The 17,392-nt window shown below is 68.3% G+C and carries 19 protein-coding genes; 5 read left to right on the top strand and 14 right to left on the bottom strand.

Annotated elements, in window-relative coordinates; genetic code table 11:
- The first annotated feature begins 92 nt into the window (after positions 1-92).
- From ACE3SG_RS11715 to ACE3SG_RS11700, 4 genes are all read left to right on the top strand, one after another.
- Positions 93-731, top strand: a complete 639-nt coding sequence (locus ACE3SG_RS11715; protein ID WP_374565134.1) for a LemA family protein — start codon at positions 93-95, stop codon at positions 729-731.
- A gap of 14 nt (positions 732-745) precedes the next feature.
- Positions 746-1,726, top strand: coding sequence for a YgcG family protein (locus tag ACE3SG_RS11710; protein ID WP_374565133.1), 981 nt, complete (start codon positions 746-748; stop codon positions 1,724-1,726).
- Positions 1,726-2,259, top strand: a complete 534-nt coding sequence (locus ACE3SG_RS11705) for a TPM domain-containing protein (protein WP_374565132.1) — start codon at positions 1,726-1,728, stop codon at positions 2,257-2,259. The genes ACE3SG_RS11710 and ACE3SG_RS11705 overlap by 1 nt, the downstream gene beginning before the upstream one ends.
- 156 nt (positions 2,260-2,415) lie before the next feature.
- The gene (locus ACE3SG_RS11700) at positions 2,416-3,033 is read left to right on the top strand and encodes a hypothetical protein (RefSeq protein ID WP_374565130.1); all 618 of its coding nucleotides are present in this window, start codon (positions 2,416-2,418) and stop codon (positions 3,031-3,033) included.
- A 44-nt stretch (positions 3,034-3,077) separates the two neighbouring features.
- Here ACE3SG_RS11700 and ppk2 read toward each other — a convergent pair whose 3' ends face one another.
- The 13 genes from ppk2 to ACE3SG_RS11635 all read right to left on the bottom strand — a co-directional run bounded on the left by ppk2 (position 3,078) and on the right by ACE3SG_RS11635 (position 13,941).
- Positions 3,078-3,941, bottom strand: coding sequence for a polyphosphate kinase 2 (gene ppk2, locus ACE3SG_RS11695; RefSeq protein WP_374565128.1), 864 nt, complete (start codon positions 3,939-3,941; stop codon positions 3,078-3,080).
- A gap of 112 nt (positions 3,942-4,053) precedes the next feature.
- Positions 4,054-4,473 carry a F0F1 ATP synthase subunit epsilon gene (locus tag ACE3SG_RS11690; RefSeq protein WP_374565126.1) on the bottom strand — a complete coding sequence of 140 codons (420 nt, stop codon included), beginning with the start codon at positions 4,471-4,473 and terminating at the stop codon, positions 4,054-4,056.
- 126 nt (positions 4,474-4,599) lie between these two features.
- Positions 4,600-6,012 carry a F0F1 ATP synthase subunit beta gene (gene atpD, locus ACE3SG_RS11685; protein WP_374565124.1) on the bottom strand — a complete coding sequence of 471 codons (1,413 nt, stop codon included), beginning with the start codon at positions 6,010-6,012 and terminating at the stop codon, positions 4,600-4,602.
- A gap of 46 nt (positions 6,013-6,058) precedes the next feature.
- Positions 6,059-6,943: a F0F1 ATP synthase subunit gamma gene (gene atpG, locus ACE3SG_RS11680; protein ID WP_374565123.1), complete on the bottom strand. Its 885-nt coding sequence runs from the start codon at positions 6,941-6,943 to the stop codon at positions 6,059-6,061.
- A 34-nt stretch (positions 6,944-6,977) separates the two neighbouring features.
- Positions 6,978-8,531, bottom strand: a complete 1,554-nt coding sequence (atpA, locus tag ACE3SG_RS11675) for a F0F1 ATP synthase subunit alpha (protein ID WP_374565121.1) — start codon at positions 8,529-8,531, stop codon at positions 6,978-6,980.
- A gap of 83 nt (positions 8,532-8,614) precedes the next feature.
- On the bottom strand, positions 8,615-9,148 hold the full coding sequence (locus ACE3SG_RS11670; protein ID WP_374565119.1) for a F0F1 ATP synthase subunit delta: 534 nt from the start codon (positions 9,146-9,148) through the stop codon (positions 8,615-8,617).
- Positions 9,149-9,150: 2 nt separating this feature from the next.
- A complete protein-coding gene (locus ACE3SG_RS11665) occupies positions 9,151-9,621 on the bottom strand; it encodes a F0F1 ATP synthase subunit B (RefSeq protein ID WP_374565118.1) in 471 nt (156 codons plus the stop codon).
- A gap of 92 nt (positions 9,622-9,713) precedes the next feature.
- Positions 9,714-9,992, bottom strand: coding sequence for a F0F1 ATP synthase subunit C (atpE, locus tag ACE3SG_RS11660; RefSeq protein ID WP_374565116.1), 279 nt, complete (start codon positions 9,990-9,992; stop codon positions 9,714-9,716).
- Positions 9,993-10,068: 76 nt separating this feature from the next.
- Positions 10,069-10,950: a F0F1 ATP synthase subunit A gene (gene atpB, locus ACE3SG_RS11655; protein WP_374565114.1), complete on the bottom strand. Its 882-nt coding sequence runs from the start codon at positions 10,948-10,950 to the stop codon at positions 10,069-10,071.
- Between the two features lie 35 nt (positions 10,951-10,985).
- Positions 10,986-11,339 carry an ATP synthase subunit I gene (locus ACE3SG_RS11650; protein WP_374565113.1) on the bottom strand — a complete coding sequence of 118 codons (354 nt, stop codon included), beginning with the start codon at positions 11,337-11,339 and terminating at the stop codon, positions 10,986-10,988.
- Positions 11,340-11,699: 360 nt separating this feature from the next.
- Entirely contained in the window at positions 11,700-12,623 is a 924-nt protein-coding gene (locus ACE3SG_RS11645; RefSeq protein ID WP_374565111.1) for an SMP-30/gluconolactonase/LRE family protein, read from the bottom strand.
- The gene (locus tag ACE3SG_RS11640; protein WP_374565110.1) at positions 12,620-13,399 is read right to left on the bottom strand and encodes an aldose 1-epimerase; all 780 of its coding nucleotides are present in this window, start codon (positions 13,397-13,399) and stop codon (positions 12,620-12,622) included. Before ACE3SG_RS11640 ends, ACE3SG_RS11645 begins: the two co-directional genes overlap by 4 nt.
- Before the next feature lie 188 nt (positions 13,400-13,587).
- Positions 13,588-13,941, bottom strand: a complete 354-nt coding sequence (locus ACE3SG_RS11635) for a phage holin family protein (protein WP_374565109.1) — start codon at positions 13,939-13,941, stop codon at positions 13,588-13,590.
- A gap of 367 nt (positions 13,942-14,308) precedes the next feature.
- Here ACE3SG_RS11635 and ACE3SG_RS11630 point away from each other — a divergent pair, with 367 nt between their 5' ends.
- The gene (locus ACE3SG_RS11630) at positions 14,309-14,740 is read left to right on the top strand and encodes an SWIB/MDM2 domain-containing protein (RefSeq protein WP_329716036.1); all 432 of its coding nucleotides are present in this window, start codon (positions 14,309-14,311) and stop codon (positions 14,738-14,740) included.
- A gap of 141 nt (positions 14,741-14,881) precedes the next feature.
- Here the strand turns inward: ACE3SG_RS11630 and ACE3SG_RS11625 are convergent, their stop codons facing one another.
- Positions 14,882-17,389, bottom strand: coding sequence for an ATP-binding protein (locus tag ACE3SG_RS11625; protein WP_374565108.1), 2,508 nt, complete (start codon positions 17,387-17,389; stop codon positions 14,882-14,884).
- Positions 17,390-17,392 lie beyond the last annotated feature (3 nt).

Raw genomic sequence — 17,392 nt, 5'->3', positions numbered from 1 at the left:
GCCGGCCGCTTGACTCGGCGCCGACTGTCCCCAATTCCCCCGCGCGGGTAATATGCCCGCGCCCTGGGCCATCCACGACGGAGCCTTGTCGAATGAAACTCTTTGCCCGCCCCTTGCTGGCCGCCTCGGCCATCGCCACCACGCTGGCCCTGACCGGCTGCGGCTACAACGACTTTCAACGCCAGGACGAGCAGGTCAAGGCCGGCTGGTCCGAGGTGCTGAACCAGTACCAGCGCCGGGCCGACCTGGTGCCCAACATCGTCGCCACCGTCAAAGGCGAGGCCAATTTCGAGCAGGAGACGCTGACCAAGGTGATCGAGGCACGCTCGCGCGCCACCTCCATCCAGGCCACGCCGGCGCTGATCAACGACCCGGCCGCGTTCCAGAAATTCCAGGCCGCGCAGGGTGAACTCACCGGCGCGCTGAGCCGCCTGATGGTGGTCAGCGAGAACTACCCGAACCTGAAAGCCAACCAGGGCTTCCAGGACCTGCGCGTGCAGCTGGAGGGCACCGAGAACCGCATCACCGTGGCGCGCAACCGGTACATCAAGGCGGTGCAGGACTACAACGTGCTCGCGCGCAGCTTCCCGACCAACCTGACGGCGATGATGTTCAGCTACACCGTCAAGCCCAGCTTCACGGTCGAGAACGAGAAGGCGATCTCGGCGCCGCCGACCGTCAGCTTCGACAAGCCAGCCGCCACGCCCGCCGCGCCCGCTGCGTCGAAGTAGGCCCGCCAACCCACATGCCCCACCTGCCACGCCCAGGGCTGGGAGCCGGCCCCGGCCCGCTGTGGCGCTGGTTCGCACGTTTGATGCTGGCGCTGGCTCTCTGGCCTGGGCTGGCCGGGGCTGCGCTGGCGCAAGAGCTGCAGCCGGTGCCGGCGCTGGCCGCCCGCGTGACCGACACCACCGGCACCTTGAGTGCGAAGCAGCGCGAGGCGATCGACGCGAAGCTCGCCGCCTTCGAGCGTGAGGCCGGCACGCAGATCGTCGTGCTGGTCGTCGCGACGACCCAGCCCGAAGACATCGCCGCCTACGCCTACCGCGTGGCCGATCAATGGAAGGTCGGCCGTCGCGAGGTCGGCGACGGGCTGCTGGTGCTGGTCGCCAAGGACGACCGGCGGGTGCGCATCGAGGTGGCCAAGGCGCTCGAGGGCGCGGTGCCCGACCTGGCGGCCAAGCAGATCATCGACAACGCCATCCGGCCCGCGTTCAAGGCCGGCGACTACGCTGGCGGCCTGAACGCCGCGATCGACCAGCTGGCGGCGCGGGTGCGCGGCGAAGCGCTGCCGGCGCCCGACGCGAAAGCCCGCCGGGCACCCAGCAGCGGTGGCTTCGGCGGCGTGGGCTGGGACCAGCTGGCGCTGTTCTTCTTCATCGGCGTGCCAATCATCGGCTCGGTGCTGACCGGCCTCTTCGGCCGCAAGCTGGGTGGGCTGGTCACCGGCGGCGCAGCCGGCGGTCTGGCCTGGCTGTTCGGCGCGCCGATGCTGTTGGCCGGCGTGGCCGGCGCCGTGGCGCTGGTGCTGGTGGGCGTGCTGGGCATCGGCTCGGCCGCGCGCCGCGGTGTGGGGCTGCGCGGGGGCCATGGCACGCCGGTCATCTGGGGTGGCGGTGGCGGTGGCAGCAGCTGGGGCGGCGGCGGTGGGGGCGGTGGGGGCGGTGGCTTCTCGTCCGGCGGCGGCGGCGACTTCGGCGGCGGCGGCGCCTCGGGGGATTGGTGATGCACGGCGGCAAACGCTCCTGGCCGGCGCGCATCGCCCGGTTGCTCAAGCACCGCTGGTGGGACGAGGCCGATGCGCGCCGCGTGCTGCCGAGCGAGGCGCTGGACCGCCTGCAGGCGCGCGTGGCCGACAGCGAGCGCGGGCACTCGGGTGAGATCCGCGTCTGTGTCGAGGCCGGGCTGCCGCTGTCGTACCTGTGGCGCGATGCGAGCCCGCGCGAACGGGCGGTGGCGATGTTCGCCAAGCTGCGGGTCTGGGACACCGAGGCCAACAACGGCGTGCTGATCTACCTGCTGCTGGCCGAGCATGCGATCGAGTTGGTGGTAGACCGCGGGCTCGCCCGCCATGTCGACGACGCGCGTTGGCGCGCGCTGGTGGCCGGCCTGGGCGAATCGCTGCGTGCCGGCCGCTTCGAAGAGGGGCTGATGCACACCATCGCCGAGGTCGATGCACTGCTGCGTCAGCACTTTGCGCTCGGCGAAGCGATGGCCGCCAACCCGAACGAGTTGCCCGACCGGCCGCACCTGCTGTAGCGGCGCGTGGCCCGCGCCGGGTGTCAACCGCGCCCCCCTAGCTTGCGCCGCGCCCCTAGATCGGGGGGCTGTCGCCTTGGCCGCCAGCGCCTACAAACTCGTCATGCATACCCATCCGCACCTTCACCGGGCCCCGGGTCTCGAATCAGGTGCTCGATGAACCTGCAGTCCCGTGTCCACCGCCGATTGCACAAGCATCGGTCCAACGGGACCGGCCATGCCGGTCTCGCGCGCGACAGCCATGTCGTCGCGTCGCCCGTCGTCACGGCCGCCCGGCATGCGGTTCGCCACGCAGCCACCCCGCCTGCCCAGCCCGTTGACCTGCCGCACGAGCAGCTGCTGGGCTACCTGAGCGCATCGGACGAGCCCGCATCGACCGGCGCCGACGAGGGCAGCGACCGGGCCACGCTGCAGGCCGCAGCCCGCGCGTTGATGCACAACGGCGACTCTCTTCGCCTGGGCGTGCGCGCCGGCGACCTGGGTCAACGGGTGCGCTGGTTTCGCCGCCTGCTGGCGCTGTGGCCGCTGGCCGAGCGCGAGCGCTGGCTGGTCGACCAGGTGGCTGCGGGGCAGCGGCACCCGCTGGCGGCCTCGCCACTGCACGACGAGCTCGACCCGCGCCTGTTCGACCCGGCGCTGCATGCCGAGCAGCGGCTGGGCCTGCAGGCCCTGTGGCTGGCCGTGGTGGCCCCTGGCGCGGTGAGCCTGGACGCCGGCCGGCGCGAGCGTGATCTCGACGAAGCCCGCCGGCTGCTGCAACGCTGGCTGGGCTGAGCGGCTGAGCTCGGCCCGCTGCGGCCTGGGGGCCACTGGCGCCGTCAGGGCTTAGGCCACGGGCGCAGCGGCTTCACCGGGCCCTTGAAGCTCTCCTGGCGCGGCGGGCCGTCCAGCGGCGGAAACGCCAGCGGCGCCGGCGGCACCGCGGTGTCGGGCAGGTGGTCCAGCAGATGGCGGATCAAGGTCAGCCGGCCGCGGCGCTGGTCGTTGAAATCCACCAGCACCCACGGGGCCTGCTTGGTGTGGGTGGCCTTCAGCATCGCGTCGCGGGCCCGGCCGTAGTCGGCATAGTGCTCGCGCGCCTTCAGGTCGATCGGCGACAGCTTCCAGCGTTTCAGTGGGTCCACCAGGCGTTCGGCGAAGCGCTCTTCCTGCTGCGCCTGGTCGACCGTCAGCCAGTACTTGAACAGCAGGATGCCGTCGTCGACCAGCATCTGCTCGAACACCGGCGCCTGCTTCAGGAACGCCTGTGCCTCGTCTTCGGAACAGAAGCCCATCACCCGCTCGACGCCGGCGCGGTTGTACCAGCTGCGGTCGAACAGCACCATCTCGCCGGCCGCCGGCAGCCATGGCACATAGCGCTGGAAGTACCACTGGGTGCGTTCGCGCTCGGTCGGCTTGGCCAGGGCCGCCGCCCGCACCTGGCGCGGGCTGAGCGTGCCGGTGATGGCCGAGATCACGCCGCCCTTGCCGGCCGTGTCGCGCCCCTCGAGCACCACCACCAGGCGCTTGCCGCTGGCCTGCAGCCAGCGCGCCATGTTGTTCAGCTCGACCTCGAGCGCGGCCAGCGTCTCGGCATAGGCGCTCTTGCTGAGCTTGTTGCCGGTGGCCGCAGCCCCACCATGCGGCCGGCGCGCCGCCTTGGGCTTGTCGGTCTTGGGCTTGCCTGCTTTGTCCTTGGCCATGCGGCGCTCCAGCAATGGGGGTGCCGCCGATTGTGGCCTTGCGCGCCTCGCCAAGAAAAAACCCGCCGGGTGACGCACACCGGGCGGGTTGTCTGGGGAGCGCTGAAGCGGCTCAGCGGCTCTTGCGCAGCTTCTGGATCGCGGCGATCTGGGCCGCCATCGCGGCGAACTCACCCTGGGCCTTGGCGAAGTCGATGTCGCTCTTCGCGTTCTTCATCGCGTCCTCGGCCATCTTCTTGGCCTCGAGCGCCTTCGCTTCGTCCAGGTCATGGCCACGGATGGCCGTGTCGGCCAGCACCGTGACCGAGCCCGGCTGCACCTCGAGGATGCCACCGGCGACGAAGACGAACTCTTCCTCGCCGTTGTCGGCTCGCTCGATGCGCACGGCCCCCGGCTTGATGCGGGTGATCAGCGGCGTGTGGCGCGGCAGGATGCCGAGCTCGCCGTTCTCGCCCGGCAGCGCAACGAACTTGGCCTCGCCGCTGAAGATCGACTCTTCCGCGCTGACCACGTCGACGTGAATGGTTGCCATGTTCGTGTTCCTATCGTGGAAGGAGGTTCAAGAAGCAAGCAGTCGGGATGTCAGGCGAGGCGCGCCCCGCAGCCGTACACCCGTACGGCGAGGAGCGCAACGATGCATGACGCCCGAATGCGCCGCTTACTGAATCTTCTTCGCCTTTTCGAAGGCTTCGTCGATGGTGCCGACCATGTAGAAGGCCTGCTCCGGCAGGTGATCGCACTCGCCGGCAACGATCATCTTGAAGCCGCGGATGGTTTCCTTCAGCGGCACGTACTTGCCCGGCGAGCCGGTGAACACTTCGGCCACGTGGAACGGCTGCGACAGGAACCGCTGGATCTTGCGGGCGCGGGCCACGGCCAGCTTGTCTTCCGGCGACAGCTCGTCCATGCCCAGGATCGCGATGATGTCGCGCAGTTCCTTGTAGCGCTGCAGCGTGGCCTGCACGGCGCGGGTGGTCTCGTAGTGCTCGAGGCCGACGACGTTCGGGTCGACCTGGCGCGAGGTCGAGTCCAGCGGGTCCACCGCGGGGTAGATGCCCAGCGAAGCGATGTCACGCGACAGCACCACGGTGGCGTCCAAGTGGGCGAAGGTCGTGGCAGGCGACGGGTCGGTCAAGTCATCCGCAGGGACGTACACGGCCTGGATCGAGGTGATCGAGCCGACCTTGGTCGACGTGATGCGCTCTTGCAGGCGGCCCATTTCTTCGGCCAGCGTCGGCTGGTAGCCCACGGCCGACGGCATACGGCCCAGCAGCGCGGACACTTCGGTACCGGCCAGGGTGTAGCGGTAGATGTTGTCGACGAAGAACAGCACGTCACGGCCTTCGTCACGGAACGACTCGGCGATCGTCAGGCCGGTCAGGGCCACGCGCAGACGGTTGCCCGGGGGCTCGTTCATCTGGCCGTAGACCATCGCGACCTTCGACTGCGACAGGTCCTCTTGCACGACGACCTTCGAGTCCGACATCTCGTGGTAGAAGTCGTTGCCTTCACGGGTGCGTTCACCCACGCCGGCGAACACCGACAGACCCGAGTGGGCCTTGGCGATGTTGTTGATCAACTCCATCATGTTCACGGTCTTGCCGACGCCGGCGCCACCGAACAGGCCCACCTTGCCGCCCTTGGCGAACGGGCAGATCAGGTCGATCACCTTGATGCCGGTCTCGAGCAGCTCTTGCGACGGGCTCAGCTCGTCGTAGGCCGGGGCCTTGCGGTGGATCGAGGCGGTCAGCTCGCTCGCGACCGGGCCGCGCTCGTCGATCGGGTTGCCCAGCACGTCCATGATGCGGCCGAGCGTTGCCTTGCCGACCGGCACCATGATCGGGTTGCCGGTGTTGCTGACGGTGACGCCGCGGCGCAGGCCGTCCGACGAGCCCAGCGCGATGGTGCGCACGATGCCGTCGCCGAGCTGCTGCTGCACTTCCAGCGTCAGGGCCGAGCCTTCCATCTTCAGCGCGTCATACACCTTGGGCATCTGGTCACGCGGGAACTCCACGTCCACCACGGCGCCGATGCACTGAACGATCTTGCCTTGGGCTTGAGTGTTCGACATTTGTCTGTCCTTCAATTCAGAATTCGTGTGAGTCTCGGGCCGAGGCTTAACCGCTGATGGCGGCGGCGCCGCCAACGATCTCGGAAAGCTCTTTGGTGATCGCCGCCTGGCGCGTCTTGTTGTAGACGAGCTTGAGTTCGCCGATCAGCGTGCCGGCGTTGTCGGTCGCGGCCTTCATCGCCACCATGCGGGCCGACTGCTCGGACGCCATGTTCTCGGCGACCGCCTGGTAGACCAGCGCCTCGACGTAGCGCGTCAGCAGCTCGTCGATCACGGTCGCGGCGTCCGGCTCGTAGATGTAGTCCCAGCCATAGGCCTTCTTTTCGGCCTCGGTCTGGGCCAGCGCACCGGCCGCCAGCGGCAGCAACTGCTCGACCACTGGCTCCTGCTTCATCGTGTTGATGAACTTGGTGTAGCACAGGTACACCGCGTCCACCTTGCCTTCGATGAAGGCATCGAGCATGACCTTGACCGGGCCGATCAGCTTCTCGATCTGCGGCGCGTCGCCCAGGCCGAGCGCGTGCGACACGACCTTGGCGCCGATGCGGTTCAGGAAGCCGTTGCCCTTGGTGCCGATCGCCACCGCTTGCACCTGGCCACCGGCGGTCTGCACGTCACGCATCTTGTTCGTGACGGCGCGCAGCACGTTGGTGTTCAGGCCGCCGCACAGACCCTTGTCGGTCGTGACGACGATGAAGCCCGACGCCCCGGCCTTGCCACCCGAACGCATGTAGGGCGACTGGTACTCGGGGTTGGCCTGCGACAGGTTGGCCGCGATGTTGCGGATCTTGTCGCTGTAGGGGCGCGCGGAACGCATGCGTTCCTGCGCCTTGCGCATCTTCGACGCGGCGACCATCTCCATGGCCTTGGTGATCTTCTTGGTGTTCTCCACCGATTTGATCTTGCCGCGTATTTCCTTGCCGACCGCCATGACGGTTCTCCTTGTTCAGAGTGTCAGGCGGGCTTCAGGCGAAGGACTTCTTGAACGCGGTGATCGCGCCCGACAGCTCTTCCTCGGCAGCCTTGTCCATCGCCTTGTCGGCCTCCAGCTTCGCCAGCAGAGCGGCGTGGCTGGCCTTCAGGTGCTGGTGCAGGCCGTGTTCGAACGCCAGCACCTTCTTGGTGTCGATGGTGTCGAGGAAGCCCTTGTTCACCGCGTACAGCGTGGCGGCCATCAGGCTGATCGGCAGCGGCGAGTACTGGGCCTGCTTCAGCAGCTCGGTCACGCGGGCACCGCGGTCCAGCTGCTTGCGGGTGGCTTCGTCCAGGTCGGACGCGAACTGCGCGAACGCGGCCAGTTCACGGTACTGCGCCAAGTCGGTACGGATACCGCCGGACAGCGACTTGACCAGCTTGGTCTGGGCGGCGCCACCGACGCGCGACACCGAGATACCGGCGTTGATCGCGGGGCGGATGCCGGCGTTGAACAGGTTGGTTTCCAGGAAGATCTGGCCGTCGGTGATCGAGATCACGTTGGTCGGCACGAAGGCGGACACGTCACCGGCCTGGGTCTCGATGATCGGCAGCGCGGTCAGCGAACCGGTCTTGCCCTTGACCTCGCCCTTGGTGAAGGCTTCGACGTAGTCGGCGTTCACGCGGGCCGCGCGCTCGAGCAGGCGGCTATGGAGATAGAACACGTCGCCAGGGAAGGCTTCGCGGCCCGGCGGGCGGCGCAGCAGCAGCGACACTTGACGGTAGGCCACGGCCTGCTTGGACAGGTCGTCATAGACGATCAGGGCGTCTTGGCCGCGGTCGCGGAAGTACTCGCCCATCGTGCAGCCCGAGTAGGCCGACACGTACTGCATCGCGGCCGATTCCGAGGCCGAGGCGGCGACGACGATGGTGTAGTCCATCGCGCCGGCTTGTTCGAGGGCGCGCACCACGTTCTTGATCGACGAAGCCTTCTGGCCGATCGCGACGTAGACGCAGGTCATGTTCTGACCCTTCTGGTTGATGATCGCGTCGATGGCGACAGCGGTCTTACCAGTCTGGCGGTCACCGATGATCAGCTCGCGCTGGCCACGGCCGATCGGCACCATCGAGTCGATCGACTTCAGGCCGGTCTGCACCGGCTGGTCCACCGACTTGCGCGCGATCACGCCCGGGGCGACCTTCTCGATCACGTCGGTCATCTTGGCGTTGATCGGGCCCTTGCCGTCGATCGGCTGGCCGAGCGCGTTGACGACGCGGCCGATCAGCTCGGGGCCGACCGGCACTTCCAGGATGCGGCCCGTGCACTTGACGGTGTCGCCTTCGGAGATGTGCTCGTACTCGCCCAGGATCACCGCGCCGACGGAGTCGCGCTCGAGGTTCAGCGCCAGACCGAACGACGGCTGGCCGTCCTTACTGGCGGGGAACTCGAGCATTTCGCCTGCCATCGCATCGGACAGGCCGTGCACGCGGACGATGCCGTCGGTCACCGAAACGACGGTGCCCTGGTTGCGGATGTCCGTCGAGGCGCCCAGGCCTTCGATGCGGCTCTTGATCAGTTCGGAAATTTCAGCGGGATTCAGTTGCATAGCTTTCTCCGAAAGCGTGAGGCGCTAGCGTCGGGCTGGTCGCCGTAGAGGGTGTTGCCGTGGAGCGCGTGGGCTGCGGATGTTCAGTGGGTCAGGGCGACGCGCATCTGCTCGAGCCGGGCGCGAACCGAGGTGTCCAGCACCTCGTCGCCGACTTCGACACGGATGCCGCCGATCAGCGCCGGGTCGACCACGACGCTGGCGTTCAGCTTGCGGCCGAAGCGCTTTTCCAGCGTGGCGACGACATCGGCCAGCTGGCCGGCATCGAGCGCGAACGCGCTGGTGATCTTCGCGTCGGACACACCCGAGCTGGCGTTGACCAGCGCGCGGTATTGCGCGGCGATCTCGGGCAGCGCGGTCAGGCGGCCGTTGTCGATGACGGTGCGCAGCAGGTTGGCGACCTTGGGCGACAGCTGCAGGCGGGCGACGCCGCTGACCAGCTCGAACACCTGTGCCGCGCTGACCTTGGGGCTGTCGGCGAACTGGCGCAGTTGCGCATGCCCGGCGACCTGGCCCAGCGTCTGCAGCTGGTCGGCCAGGCCCGAAGCGTCGGCGCCGGCGCTGGCCTTGAACAGGGCTTCCGCGTAGGGGCGGGCGATGGTGGCGAGCTCGGCCATGGTCAGAGTTCCGTCTTCAGGCGGGTCAGCAACTCGGCGTGGACGCCGGCGTTGACTTCGCGCTTCAGGATCTGCTCGGCGCCCTTGACGGCCAACAACGCGACCTGCTCACGCAGGGCTTCGCGGGCCTTCATGGATTCTTGCTCGGCCTCGGCCTTGGCGGCGGCGACGATCTTGGCGCCTTCCTCGCTTGCGCGGGACTTGGCTTCTTCGATCAGCTGCTGGCCCAGACGCTCGGCATCGGCCAGGCGCTTGGCGGCGTCGTCCTTGGCGGCCGACAGTTCGGCCTGGATCGTCTTCGCGGCGGCGGCCGATTCGGCCTTGGCCTTGTCGGCGGCCGACAGCCCATCGGCGATCTTCTTCGCGCGCTCGTCCAGCGCGGCGGTGATCGGCGGCCAGACGAATTTCATCGTGAACCAGACCAAGATCAGGAACACGATCATCTGGACGATGAGGGTACCGGTGATGCTCACTTGATTGCCTCGAACGGTGGCGGGGATCTTCAGCGAAGGGCGCGGCAGCTCATGCCGCCACGCCCCAAGCCTCTCAACACGACCGTGCCGTATTACTTGGCGGCTTGAGCGGCCACGGCTTGGGCGATCTGGCCCAGGAACGGGTTGGCCGTGGCGAACCACAGGGCGATACCGGTGCCGATGATGAAGGCCGCGTCGATCAGGCCGGCCAGCAGGAACATCTTGGTCTGCAGTTCACCCATCAGCTCGGGCTGGCGAGCGGCGGACTCCAGGTACTTGCTGCCCATGATGCCGATGCCGATACAAGCACCGACAGCGCCCAGACCGATGATCAGGCCGGCGGCGAGGGCAACAAAGCTGATGACTTCCATGATGACTCCTAGTCGAGAAGGTTGTGTTGTGGAGAGGAAAAAGGAAACGGGAACCGAGAGAAAGACCGCCGCTCGATCAGTGAGCGTCGTGTGCCTGACCGATGTAGACCAGCGTGAGCATCATGAACACGAAGGCCTGCAGGGTGATGATCAGGATGTGGAAGATCGCCCAGGCAGAGCCGGCGATGATGTGGCCGATGGCCAAGCCCAGGCCGGTACCGAAGCCGACCGAGCCGATCGCGCCGCCCATCAGCGCGATCAGCAGGAAGATCAGTTCGCCGGCGTACATGTTGCCGAACAGACGCATGCCATGCGAGACGGTCTTGGCGACGAACTCGATGATCTGCATCAGGAAGTTGAACGGCGCCAGCGCCCAGTGGTTGCCGAACGGCGCGGCGAACAGCTCATGGACCCAGCCGCCGAAGCCCTTGATCTTGACGTTGTAGATCAGGCAGGTGATCAGCACGCCGACCGACAGGCCCATCGTCACCGACAGGTCGGCCGTGGGCACCGAGCGCAGGTAGGCGTGGTGCGGGTCGCCGCCGGTGGCGCCGACGATCTTTTCCCAGATGAAGGGCAGCAGATCGACCGGCAGCAAGTCCATCGCGTTCATCAGGAAGATCCAGAGGAACACGGTCAGCGCCAGCGGAGCGACCAGCTTGCGGCTTTGTGCGTTGTGCACGATGCCCTTGGCCTGCGACTCGACCATCTCGACCAGGATCTCGACGGCGGCCTGGAAGCGCCCCGGCACGCCCGAGGTGGCCGAGCGGGCGGCGCGCCACAGGAAGAAACAGCCCACGACGCCCAGCAAGATCGCGAAGAACATCGAGTCCCAGGCCACGACCGAGAGGTCGAACGGGCCGTGCAGCTCTTTGTTGCGGGCGTGGGTCAGGTGGTGGACGATGTACTCGCCCGCGGTGGGTGCGTGCTCTACGGCTTCGTGACCTTCGGCTGCCATGTTGTTGTCGTCCGTGCTAACTGTTCAATTGGCGTTCAACTTGTCGTCTTGCGACCGCGCCACGCGAGCGCAACCCAATACACCTTGATGCACAACACCAGGGCCACCAGCAAGGCTGGCCAGCTCAGGTGCGGCACCAGTCTCGGCGCCCCGATCAACAGGGCCACCGACACTCCCAGCTTCACCATCTCCCAGAACATGAAGCTGACGGCGGATACGCCGGGCGCCATGCTCGAGAGCCGGCTGGTCATGCCGCGCGCCATCAAGGCACCCGGCAGGACCACCGTGCCGGCGCCATACAGCGCCGACCAGAAATACGACGGCTCACCCATCAGCAGCCCCGCAAGCGCGGCCACGATGCCCCCGACCACGGCCTGGGCCGCGACCACCCGCCATGGTGAGACAGCGGGGTTTCGCGCCGCCAGGGCCCGAGCCTCTTCTCGGGTCAAGGCCTTGAACGGCGGCTTTGCGCCCTCATCATCCCGATCACCCCATGGATCAGATCGGTCCGGTCGCGGCGTGCCCGGCTGGTAGGCAGGGGCGGCTGGCGGCGGAGTCTGGGGTGAGTTGGAGGCTGCGGTCGGCAAAGCCTCGGGATTATACGAGCAAACCCTTGGCCGTCCGATGACGCCCTACTTCGGGCCGAATATGGAACGCATAAGGGGCTGCAGCGCGGCCGCCGGTTACGCCACGGTTACGGCGCTTTTGTTGACCTCAGCAAGCAGCGGCGGGCCGCCTGTCCAGCGCCTTCACAGCACCGCAAAATTCACCGGTAGACCAGGCACGTCGACCCGCAGGCGCAGCACCGCGCCCGCCCAGGGCTGGGCGGCCAACTCGTCGGCCGGACGCTTCTCGCGCGAGGTCGTCACGTACAGAGTCTTCAGGTCGGCGTCGCCGAAGCAGGCCATCGTCGCGCAGCGCACCGGCAGCCTCACTTCACGCAGCACCCGGCCCTCGGGCGACAGGCGCAGCAGGCGCTGGCCTTCGAACATCGCACTCCAGTAGCAGCCTTCGCTGTCGACCGCGGCACCGTCGGGCCGGCCGCCATAGCTGTCGAGCGGCTGGTCGGCCGCCTTGAGCGGGAACTGCGCGAAGACGCGCCGGTTCGACAGCGAGCCGTCGCTCGGGTCCATGTCGAGCGCCTGGATCAGGTGGGCCTTGGTGTCGCTCCAGTACAGCGTGCGGCCGTTGGGGCTCCAGCCCAGGCCGTTGCTGACGGTGATGTCACCGGCCATGCGCTGCAACTCACCATCGCACCAGCGGTACAGCGCCGCCAGGGCTGGCTCGCGCGGCTCGTAGATCGTGCCGACCCAGAAGCGCCCCTGCGGGTCGGCCTTGCCGTCGTTGAAGCGCTCCTTGGCCGGGTCGTACGGCGGCTTGGCCAACAGGCGCCGCTCACCGGTGGCCGGGTCGAAGCGCCACAGGCCGTCGCGCATGGCCAGCAGCAAGCCGCCACCCAGCAGCGGCGCTGCGCTGCAGGGTTCGCAGGCGAAGTCCCAGGTGCGATGGGCGCCGCTGGCCGGCGCGTAGCGGTTCAGCCGCTTGCCAGGGATGTCGCACCAGTAGAGCGCCGCTTCGCCCGGAAGCCAGAACGGCGACTCGCCCAACAACGAGGGCGGCACCGGCAGCGGCTGCGCGTCGAACAGCGCCGGCGCGTCGGCCGCCGCGCTCATACCCGCGCCACGTCCAACGTCATCGACAGCTCGAACGATTCGCCCGGCGCGAGCTTGCGCAAGCCATGGGCCTGCGGGTCGGCCATGTGGATCGCGTTGCTGACATGGCTGACCGGCTCGACGCAGAAGTACGGCTTGTTCTGCGGCGTGAAGACGACCAGGTACGGCGTCGACGCGCGCAAGCTCATGCGCAGCTTCTCGTCGCGGATCTTCGCGTCGCCGCGCCAGCCTTCGAAGCAGTTGTCGAAGTCGAGGTGGGCGATGTCGCCGTCGATGCCGGCCTGCGGCACCTTGCGCGTCGGCAGGCCACTCGCGTCGGGTTCCCAACGGTCGGTCAGCTCGATGTGCAGCCGGCTGCGGGTGCGCTTCGGGAAGTACGGGTGCCAGCCCAGGCCCACCGGCTGCGGCCCGTCGTGGCGGTTGGTGATGCGCAGGCGCGTGGTCATCGACTCGGGCGTCAGCTCGAAAGCCTGGCGCAGGTCGAACGCGAACGGCCAGTGCGCATCGGGCTGGTGCGAGTAGGCCAGCTCGGCGCGCTGTGCGTCGCTGGAGACCACCGTCCACGGGCGCTGCCATGCGACGCCGTGCACCGAGTGCGGGTTGTCGTCGAAGTTCTGCTGCGTGGTGTAGTCGTGGCCCAGCCAGCGGAAGCGGCGAAAGCCCAGGCGATTCGAGTACGGCGCCAGCGGGTAGTTGCCGGCCAGGCGCGAGGTCGCGAGGTCGGCCGGTTCGGTGCTGCGCAGCACCGGCAGGTCACCGAGCCAGAGGCCGGCCATGCAACCGCCCAGGTCGGGCCGCAATGCCAGGCGCAGTTCGCCGGCGGTCAGTTCGAGGGAAGTCGAGGTGGTGATGGCTAGGCCCTCCTCAGGGCTGGCACGGCGAGCGTGCGATGGTCGGTTGCAGTGGGGGATGTCGGCATCGGGGCCGACGTCCAGCGCATCGTACGCCGGACGGGTGGCGCGCTTTACTCGCGCGCAAAGATGCGCTCGACGGCCGTGTCGATCACCATGCCGCAGGCGCTGTAGATCAACGAGCCGATCAACGCGGCGGCGAAGCCGGCGACCTCGAAGCCGTCGAGCAGTCGCGCCGCAGCCCAGAACATCAGCGCATTGATCACGAACAGGAACAGGCCCAGCGTCAGCAGCGTGACCGGCAAGGTCAGCAACACGAGCAGCGGCCGCACCAGCGTGTTCAGCAGGCCCAGCACCAGCGCCGCACCGAGCGCCGCCGTGAAGCTGGCCACGGTGACGCCGCTGTACAGGTTGGCCACGAGCAGCAGCGCGGCAGCGAGCAGAAACCAACGAACGAGGAGCTTCATCGAACGCGACTTTCTTGGAGGTGATGACTCAACACGCGGTCGACCGCGCAGCGGCATTGTGCGGTGCTCGTGCAGGTGCGCAAGTGGGGTCCGCCGACACGTGGTCGGCGATCTGCGTCGAATCGTGTCCGCCGCTCCTCGTGAAAATACGGGTGAGGGTATACAAATCTCCCCAGGTGATGCCCAGGAGCGACAAATGCGGGTCACTACGGGGCATCAAAGGGTGTTTTACGAGGGAAAACGGCTTCTCAGCCCCTCGTACACGCAGTACCATTCGGGTCGCTGCGGATCTTGTGAGAAACGGAAGCTCATGTGGCTTCCACCCGGGCCCGGCACATCAACTGTTCACTTGATGGAGAGAATCAACATGGCAACTGCGAAGAAGGCCGCTCCGGCCAAGAAGGCCGCTCCGGCGAAGAAGGCCGCCCCGGCCAAGAAGGCCGCCGCTCCGGCGAAGAAGGCGGCACCTGCCAAGAAGGCAGCGCCCGCGAAGAAGGCGGCACCTGCCAAGAAAGCCGCCCCCGCGAAGAAGGCCGCCCCGGCCAAGAAGCGCACCCCGAACGCCGCGTTCATGAAGGCGATGACCCCCAGCGCAGCGCTGGCCGCGGTCATCGGCGACAAGGCCGTGCCGCGCACCGAGGTGACGAAGAAGGTCTGGGAATACATCAAGAAGAACGGCCTGCAAGACAAGGCCAAGAAGACGATGATCAACGCCGACGCCAAGCTGAAGGAAATCTTCAAGAAGGCGCAGGTCTCGATGTTCGAGATGACCAAGCTGATCAACAGCCACCTGAGCTGATCAGGCAGGCGGCCCACCAGCCGCCTGACCCCACGATGAAGAGCCGGCACCCGCCGGCTTTTTTCATGCCTGTTCGTGGGTGCGGGCCGTCGGTGCGACACGGGCGCTGCCAGCGCGCCGCATCGCCGCGGCCAAGCAGCGTCAGCTGCCGTCGAAGGCGCGCCGCGCGTCGATGACCCGCCGCACCTCTTCGATCAGGCGGTTCAGGTCGATCGGCTTGGTCCAGTAGTCGTCGAAGCCGGCGGCGAGCGCCGCGGCGATCTGCTCGTTCAACGCGTCGGCCGACAGCGCCACACACAACAGGTCGGCGGTGGTCGGCTGGGCGCGCAGCCGGCGCAGCACCTCGAGCCCGTTCATGTCGGGCAGGTTCATGTCGATCAGCGTCAGGTCCGGCTGGACCTGCGTCGCCCGCTCGACACCGCTGCCGCCGTCGTGCGCGACGTGCAGCGTCCAACCCGGCTGGGTGCGGAAGACTTCTTCCATCAGCAGCACGTTGAGCGGCTCGTCTTCGATGTAGAGCACCACCCGGTGGCCCGGGCCATCGGTCGATTCGGTGTCGGCCCGCGATTCGTCGGCGGCAGCCCTGCTGCCGGCCAAGCCCGCCGCGGCCACCATGCGCAGGTTGAAGCAGCAGCCGCGGCCGGGCTCGCTGAGCGCGTCGATGTCACCGCCCATCGCGCGGGCCAGGCCACGCGCGATCACCAGGCCCAGGCCGGTGCCACTGATGCGGCGGCGCTCGGCCCCCAGGCGATGGAAGGGCTGAAACAGCTGGGCCAGCTGATCGGCGCGCAACCCCTCGCCCTGGTCCCGGATGGCCAGCAGCGGCGTCGCCGCGGCATCGTTGGTCTGCTGCAGTGTCACGGTGACACGGCCCCCTGCTCGGTTGAATTTGATCGCATTGGACAGCAGGTTGACCAGCACCTGCTCCATGGCCGCGGCATCGCCTTGCACCCGTGCGCCTGGCGGCACCATCAGCTGGAAGGACACCGACCGGGCGGTGGCCAGCGGCTGCACCGCCTCGATGCTCGCGCGCAGCAATTCGGTCAAGCTCAGCGCCTCGCTGCGCAGCGTCAGTGCGCCTTGCTCGATGCGAGACAGATCGAGCACGTCGTCGACCAGCGTCAGCAAGGCCTGGCCGGCCTGGCGCACACCATCGAGCCGGTGGCGCTGCGCCCCCTCCAGCGGCTGTTCACGGTCCAGCCCCATCAGCTGCGCGAAGCCGATGATCGCGTTCAGCGGCGTGCGCAGCTCGTGGCTGACCCGCGAAAGAAACTCGCTCTTCGCACGGCTGGCGCGTTCGGCGCCCTCATGGGCCAGGCGCAGCGCCTCGTGCTCGCGCAGCGCATGCTGCGCCCGATGGCGCTCGGTGACGTCCCAGGTGAAACCGTGGAAGACGATGCAGCCGTCGGCCTGGCGCTCGGGCGTCGCCCGCGTCTCGAGCCAGCGCTGCTCGCCGTCTGCGCGCTCGAAGCGGAACTCGATCCGCATCGGCTGCATCGTCTGCATCGAGGCCTTCACCGCGTCGACGAACCCGCCGCGGTCGGCCTCGACGATGCGGCGCAGCGACGGCGCCTGATCAGCGCCATCGCCGCCGATCAACAGGCGCAGGCCATCGTTGACATACAGATAGTGCGGCAGCGTGCCATCGGGCTGCAGCCGCAGCTGGAAGGCCGCGCCCGGCAGCTGCGCCAGCAGCGTGTGCATGCGCTGGTCGCGCTCGCGGGTCTCTCGGCTGGCCAGCACCTGCGCGGTCACGTCGCGCGCGCTGCCGCGCCAGCCGTCGAACACGCCGTGCGGGCCGAACACCGGCACGGCACTGCGCGAGATGTAGAGGGGGCCGCGGTGCGGGGTGTCCAGGCGCGTGACGACACGGGCGATCGCCTGCTGTTGCGCCAGCCGCCCCCGCAGCGTGACGCCAGAGAGCATCGGGTCGCCGGTCGGGTCGACGCAGGGCTCGTCGGCCAACGGCTGGCCGATCAGCAGCGCTGCCGGCACCCCCGTCAAACGCTCGAATTCGGCCGACAGCCAGCGGTGGCACAGCGTGGCATCGAGCTCCCACAGCCAGTCGCCCGAGGCGCGCGCCAGGTCGGCCAGGCGCCGGCGCTCGCGGTCCAGGTGCTCGCGCGCGTGCTGCGCCGCCAGCAGGGCCTCGGCGGCCACCGCCAGCTGGGCCAGTTGCTGGCGCTGCGCATCGTCCAGCCGATGCGGCTGCGGGCTGGCGACGCACAAGGAACCCACCACATGGCCTTGCAGGCGCAGCGGCATCGCCGCGCAGAAACGCCAGGGCTCGCTGCCGGGCAGCGCCGGCGCCTCGCCGAACCGCGGGTCGAGCCGCAGGTCGGGCACTTCGATGAAGGCGTTGGCGGCCACCGCGTGGGCGCAAATGGCCTCGGCGCGCGGCAAGGTGCGCACCATCGCCGTCTCGTCGCCGTCGACCCCGACCTGGCAGGCGTGCTCGGCGCCGACCAGCGACAGCCACCCCACCGGGCAGCCGCAGAGCCGCCGCGCGGCATCGGCCAGCGCGCGCAGGGCGCCCAGGGGCGCGGCCTCGTTCAAGCCGTCGCTGTGCGGGCTGAACCAGCCCAAATCGCGCAAGGCCGCCTGACGCAAACCTTCGTCAGCCGGCTCAGGCGCGGGTCGCCATGCCATCGT

This window comes from Ideonella sp., assembly GCF_041914305.1.
In the GTDB taxonomy this organism is placed as follows: Bacteria; Pseudomonadota; Gammaproteobacteria; order Burkholderiales; family Burkholderiaceae_C; genus Ideonella.
The sequence above is the reverse complement of the archived record's forward strand: the minus strand, read 5'-3'. Positions and strand labels throughout refer to the sequence as shown.

What these genes read in the sequence shown, in the direction of transcription:
- atpG (WP_374565123.1), bottom strand. Translation starts at nt 6,943, where the DNA reads ATGGCGGTCGGCAAGGAAATACGCGGCAAGATCAAATCGGTGGAGAAC.
- ACE3SG_RS11700 (WP_374565130.1), top strand. Translation starts at nt 2,416, where the DNA reads ATGAACCTGCAGTCCCGTGTCCACCGCCGATTGCACAAGCATCGGTCC.
- ACE3SG_RS11705 (WP_374565132.1), top strand. Translation starts at nt 1,726, where the DNA reads ATGCACGGCGGCAAACGCTCCTGGCCGGCGCGCATCGCCCGGTTGCTC.
- ACE3SG_RS11645 (WP_374565111.1), bottom strand. Translation starts at nt 12,623, where the DNA reads ATGAGCGCGGCGGCCGACGCGCCGGCGCTGTTCGACGCGCAGCCGCTG.
- atpE (WP_374565116.1), bottom strand. Translation starts at nt 9,992, where the DNA reads ATGGAAGTCATCAGCTTTGTTGCCCTCGCCGCCGGCCTGATCATCGGT.
- ppk2 (WP_374565128.1), bottom strand. Translation starts at nt 3,941, where the DNA reads ATGGCCAAGGACAAAGCAGGCAAGCCCAAGACCGACAAGCCCAAGGCG.
- ACE3SG_RS11710 (WP_374565133.1), top strand. Translation starts at nt 746, where the DNA reads ATGCCCCACCTGCCACGCCCAGGGCTGGGAGCCGGCCCCGGCCCGCTG.
- ACE3SG_RS11625 (WP_374565108.1), bottom strand. Translation starts at nt 17,389, where the DNA reads ATGGCATGGCGACCCGCGCCTGAGCCGGCTGACGAAGGTTTGCGTCAG.
- ACE3SG_RS11630 (WP_329716036.1), top strand. Translation starts at nt 14,309, where the DNA reads ATGGCAACTGCGAAGAAGGCCGCTCCGGCCAAGAAGGCCGCTCCGGCG.
- atpA (WP_374565121.1), bottom strand. Translation starts at nt 8,531, where the DNA reads ATGCAACTGAATCCCGCTGAAATTTCCGAACTGATCAAGAGCCGCATC.
- atpB (WP_374565114.1), bottom strand. Translation starts at nt 10,950, where the DNA reads ATGGCAGCCGAAGGTCACGAAGCCGTAGAGCACGCACCCACCGCGGGC.
- ACE3SG_RS11715 (WP_374565134.1), top strand. Translation starts at nt 93, where the DNA reads ATGAAACTCTTTGCCCGCCCCTTGCTGGCCGCCTCGGCCATCGCCACC.
- ACE3SG_RS11670 (WP_374565119.1), bottom strand. Translation starts at nt 9,148, where the DNA reads ATGGCCGAGCTCGCCACCATCGCCCGCCCCTACGCGGAAGCCCTGTTC.
- atpD (WP_374565124.1), bottom strand. Translation starts at nt 6,012, where the DNA reads ATGTCGAACACTCAAGCCCAAGGCAAGATCGTTCAGTGCATCGGCGCC.
- ACE3SG_RS11635 (WP_374565109.1), bottom strand. Translation starts at nt 13,941, where the DNA reads ATGAAGCTCCTCGTTCGTTGGTTTCTGCTCGCTGCCGCGCTGCTGCTC.
- ACE3SG_RS11640 (WP_374565110.1), bottom strand. Translation starts at nt 13,399, where the DNA reads ATGGCCGGCCTCTGGCTCGGTGACCTGCCGGTGCTGCGCAGCACCGAA.
- ACE3SG_RS11690 (WP_374565126.1), bottom strand. Translation starts at nt 4,473, where the DNA reads ATGGCAACCATTCACGTCGACGTGGTCAGCGCGGAAGAGTCGATCTTC.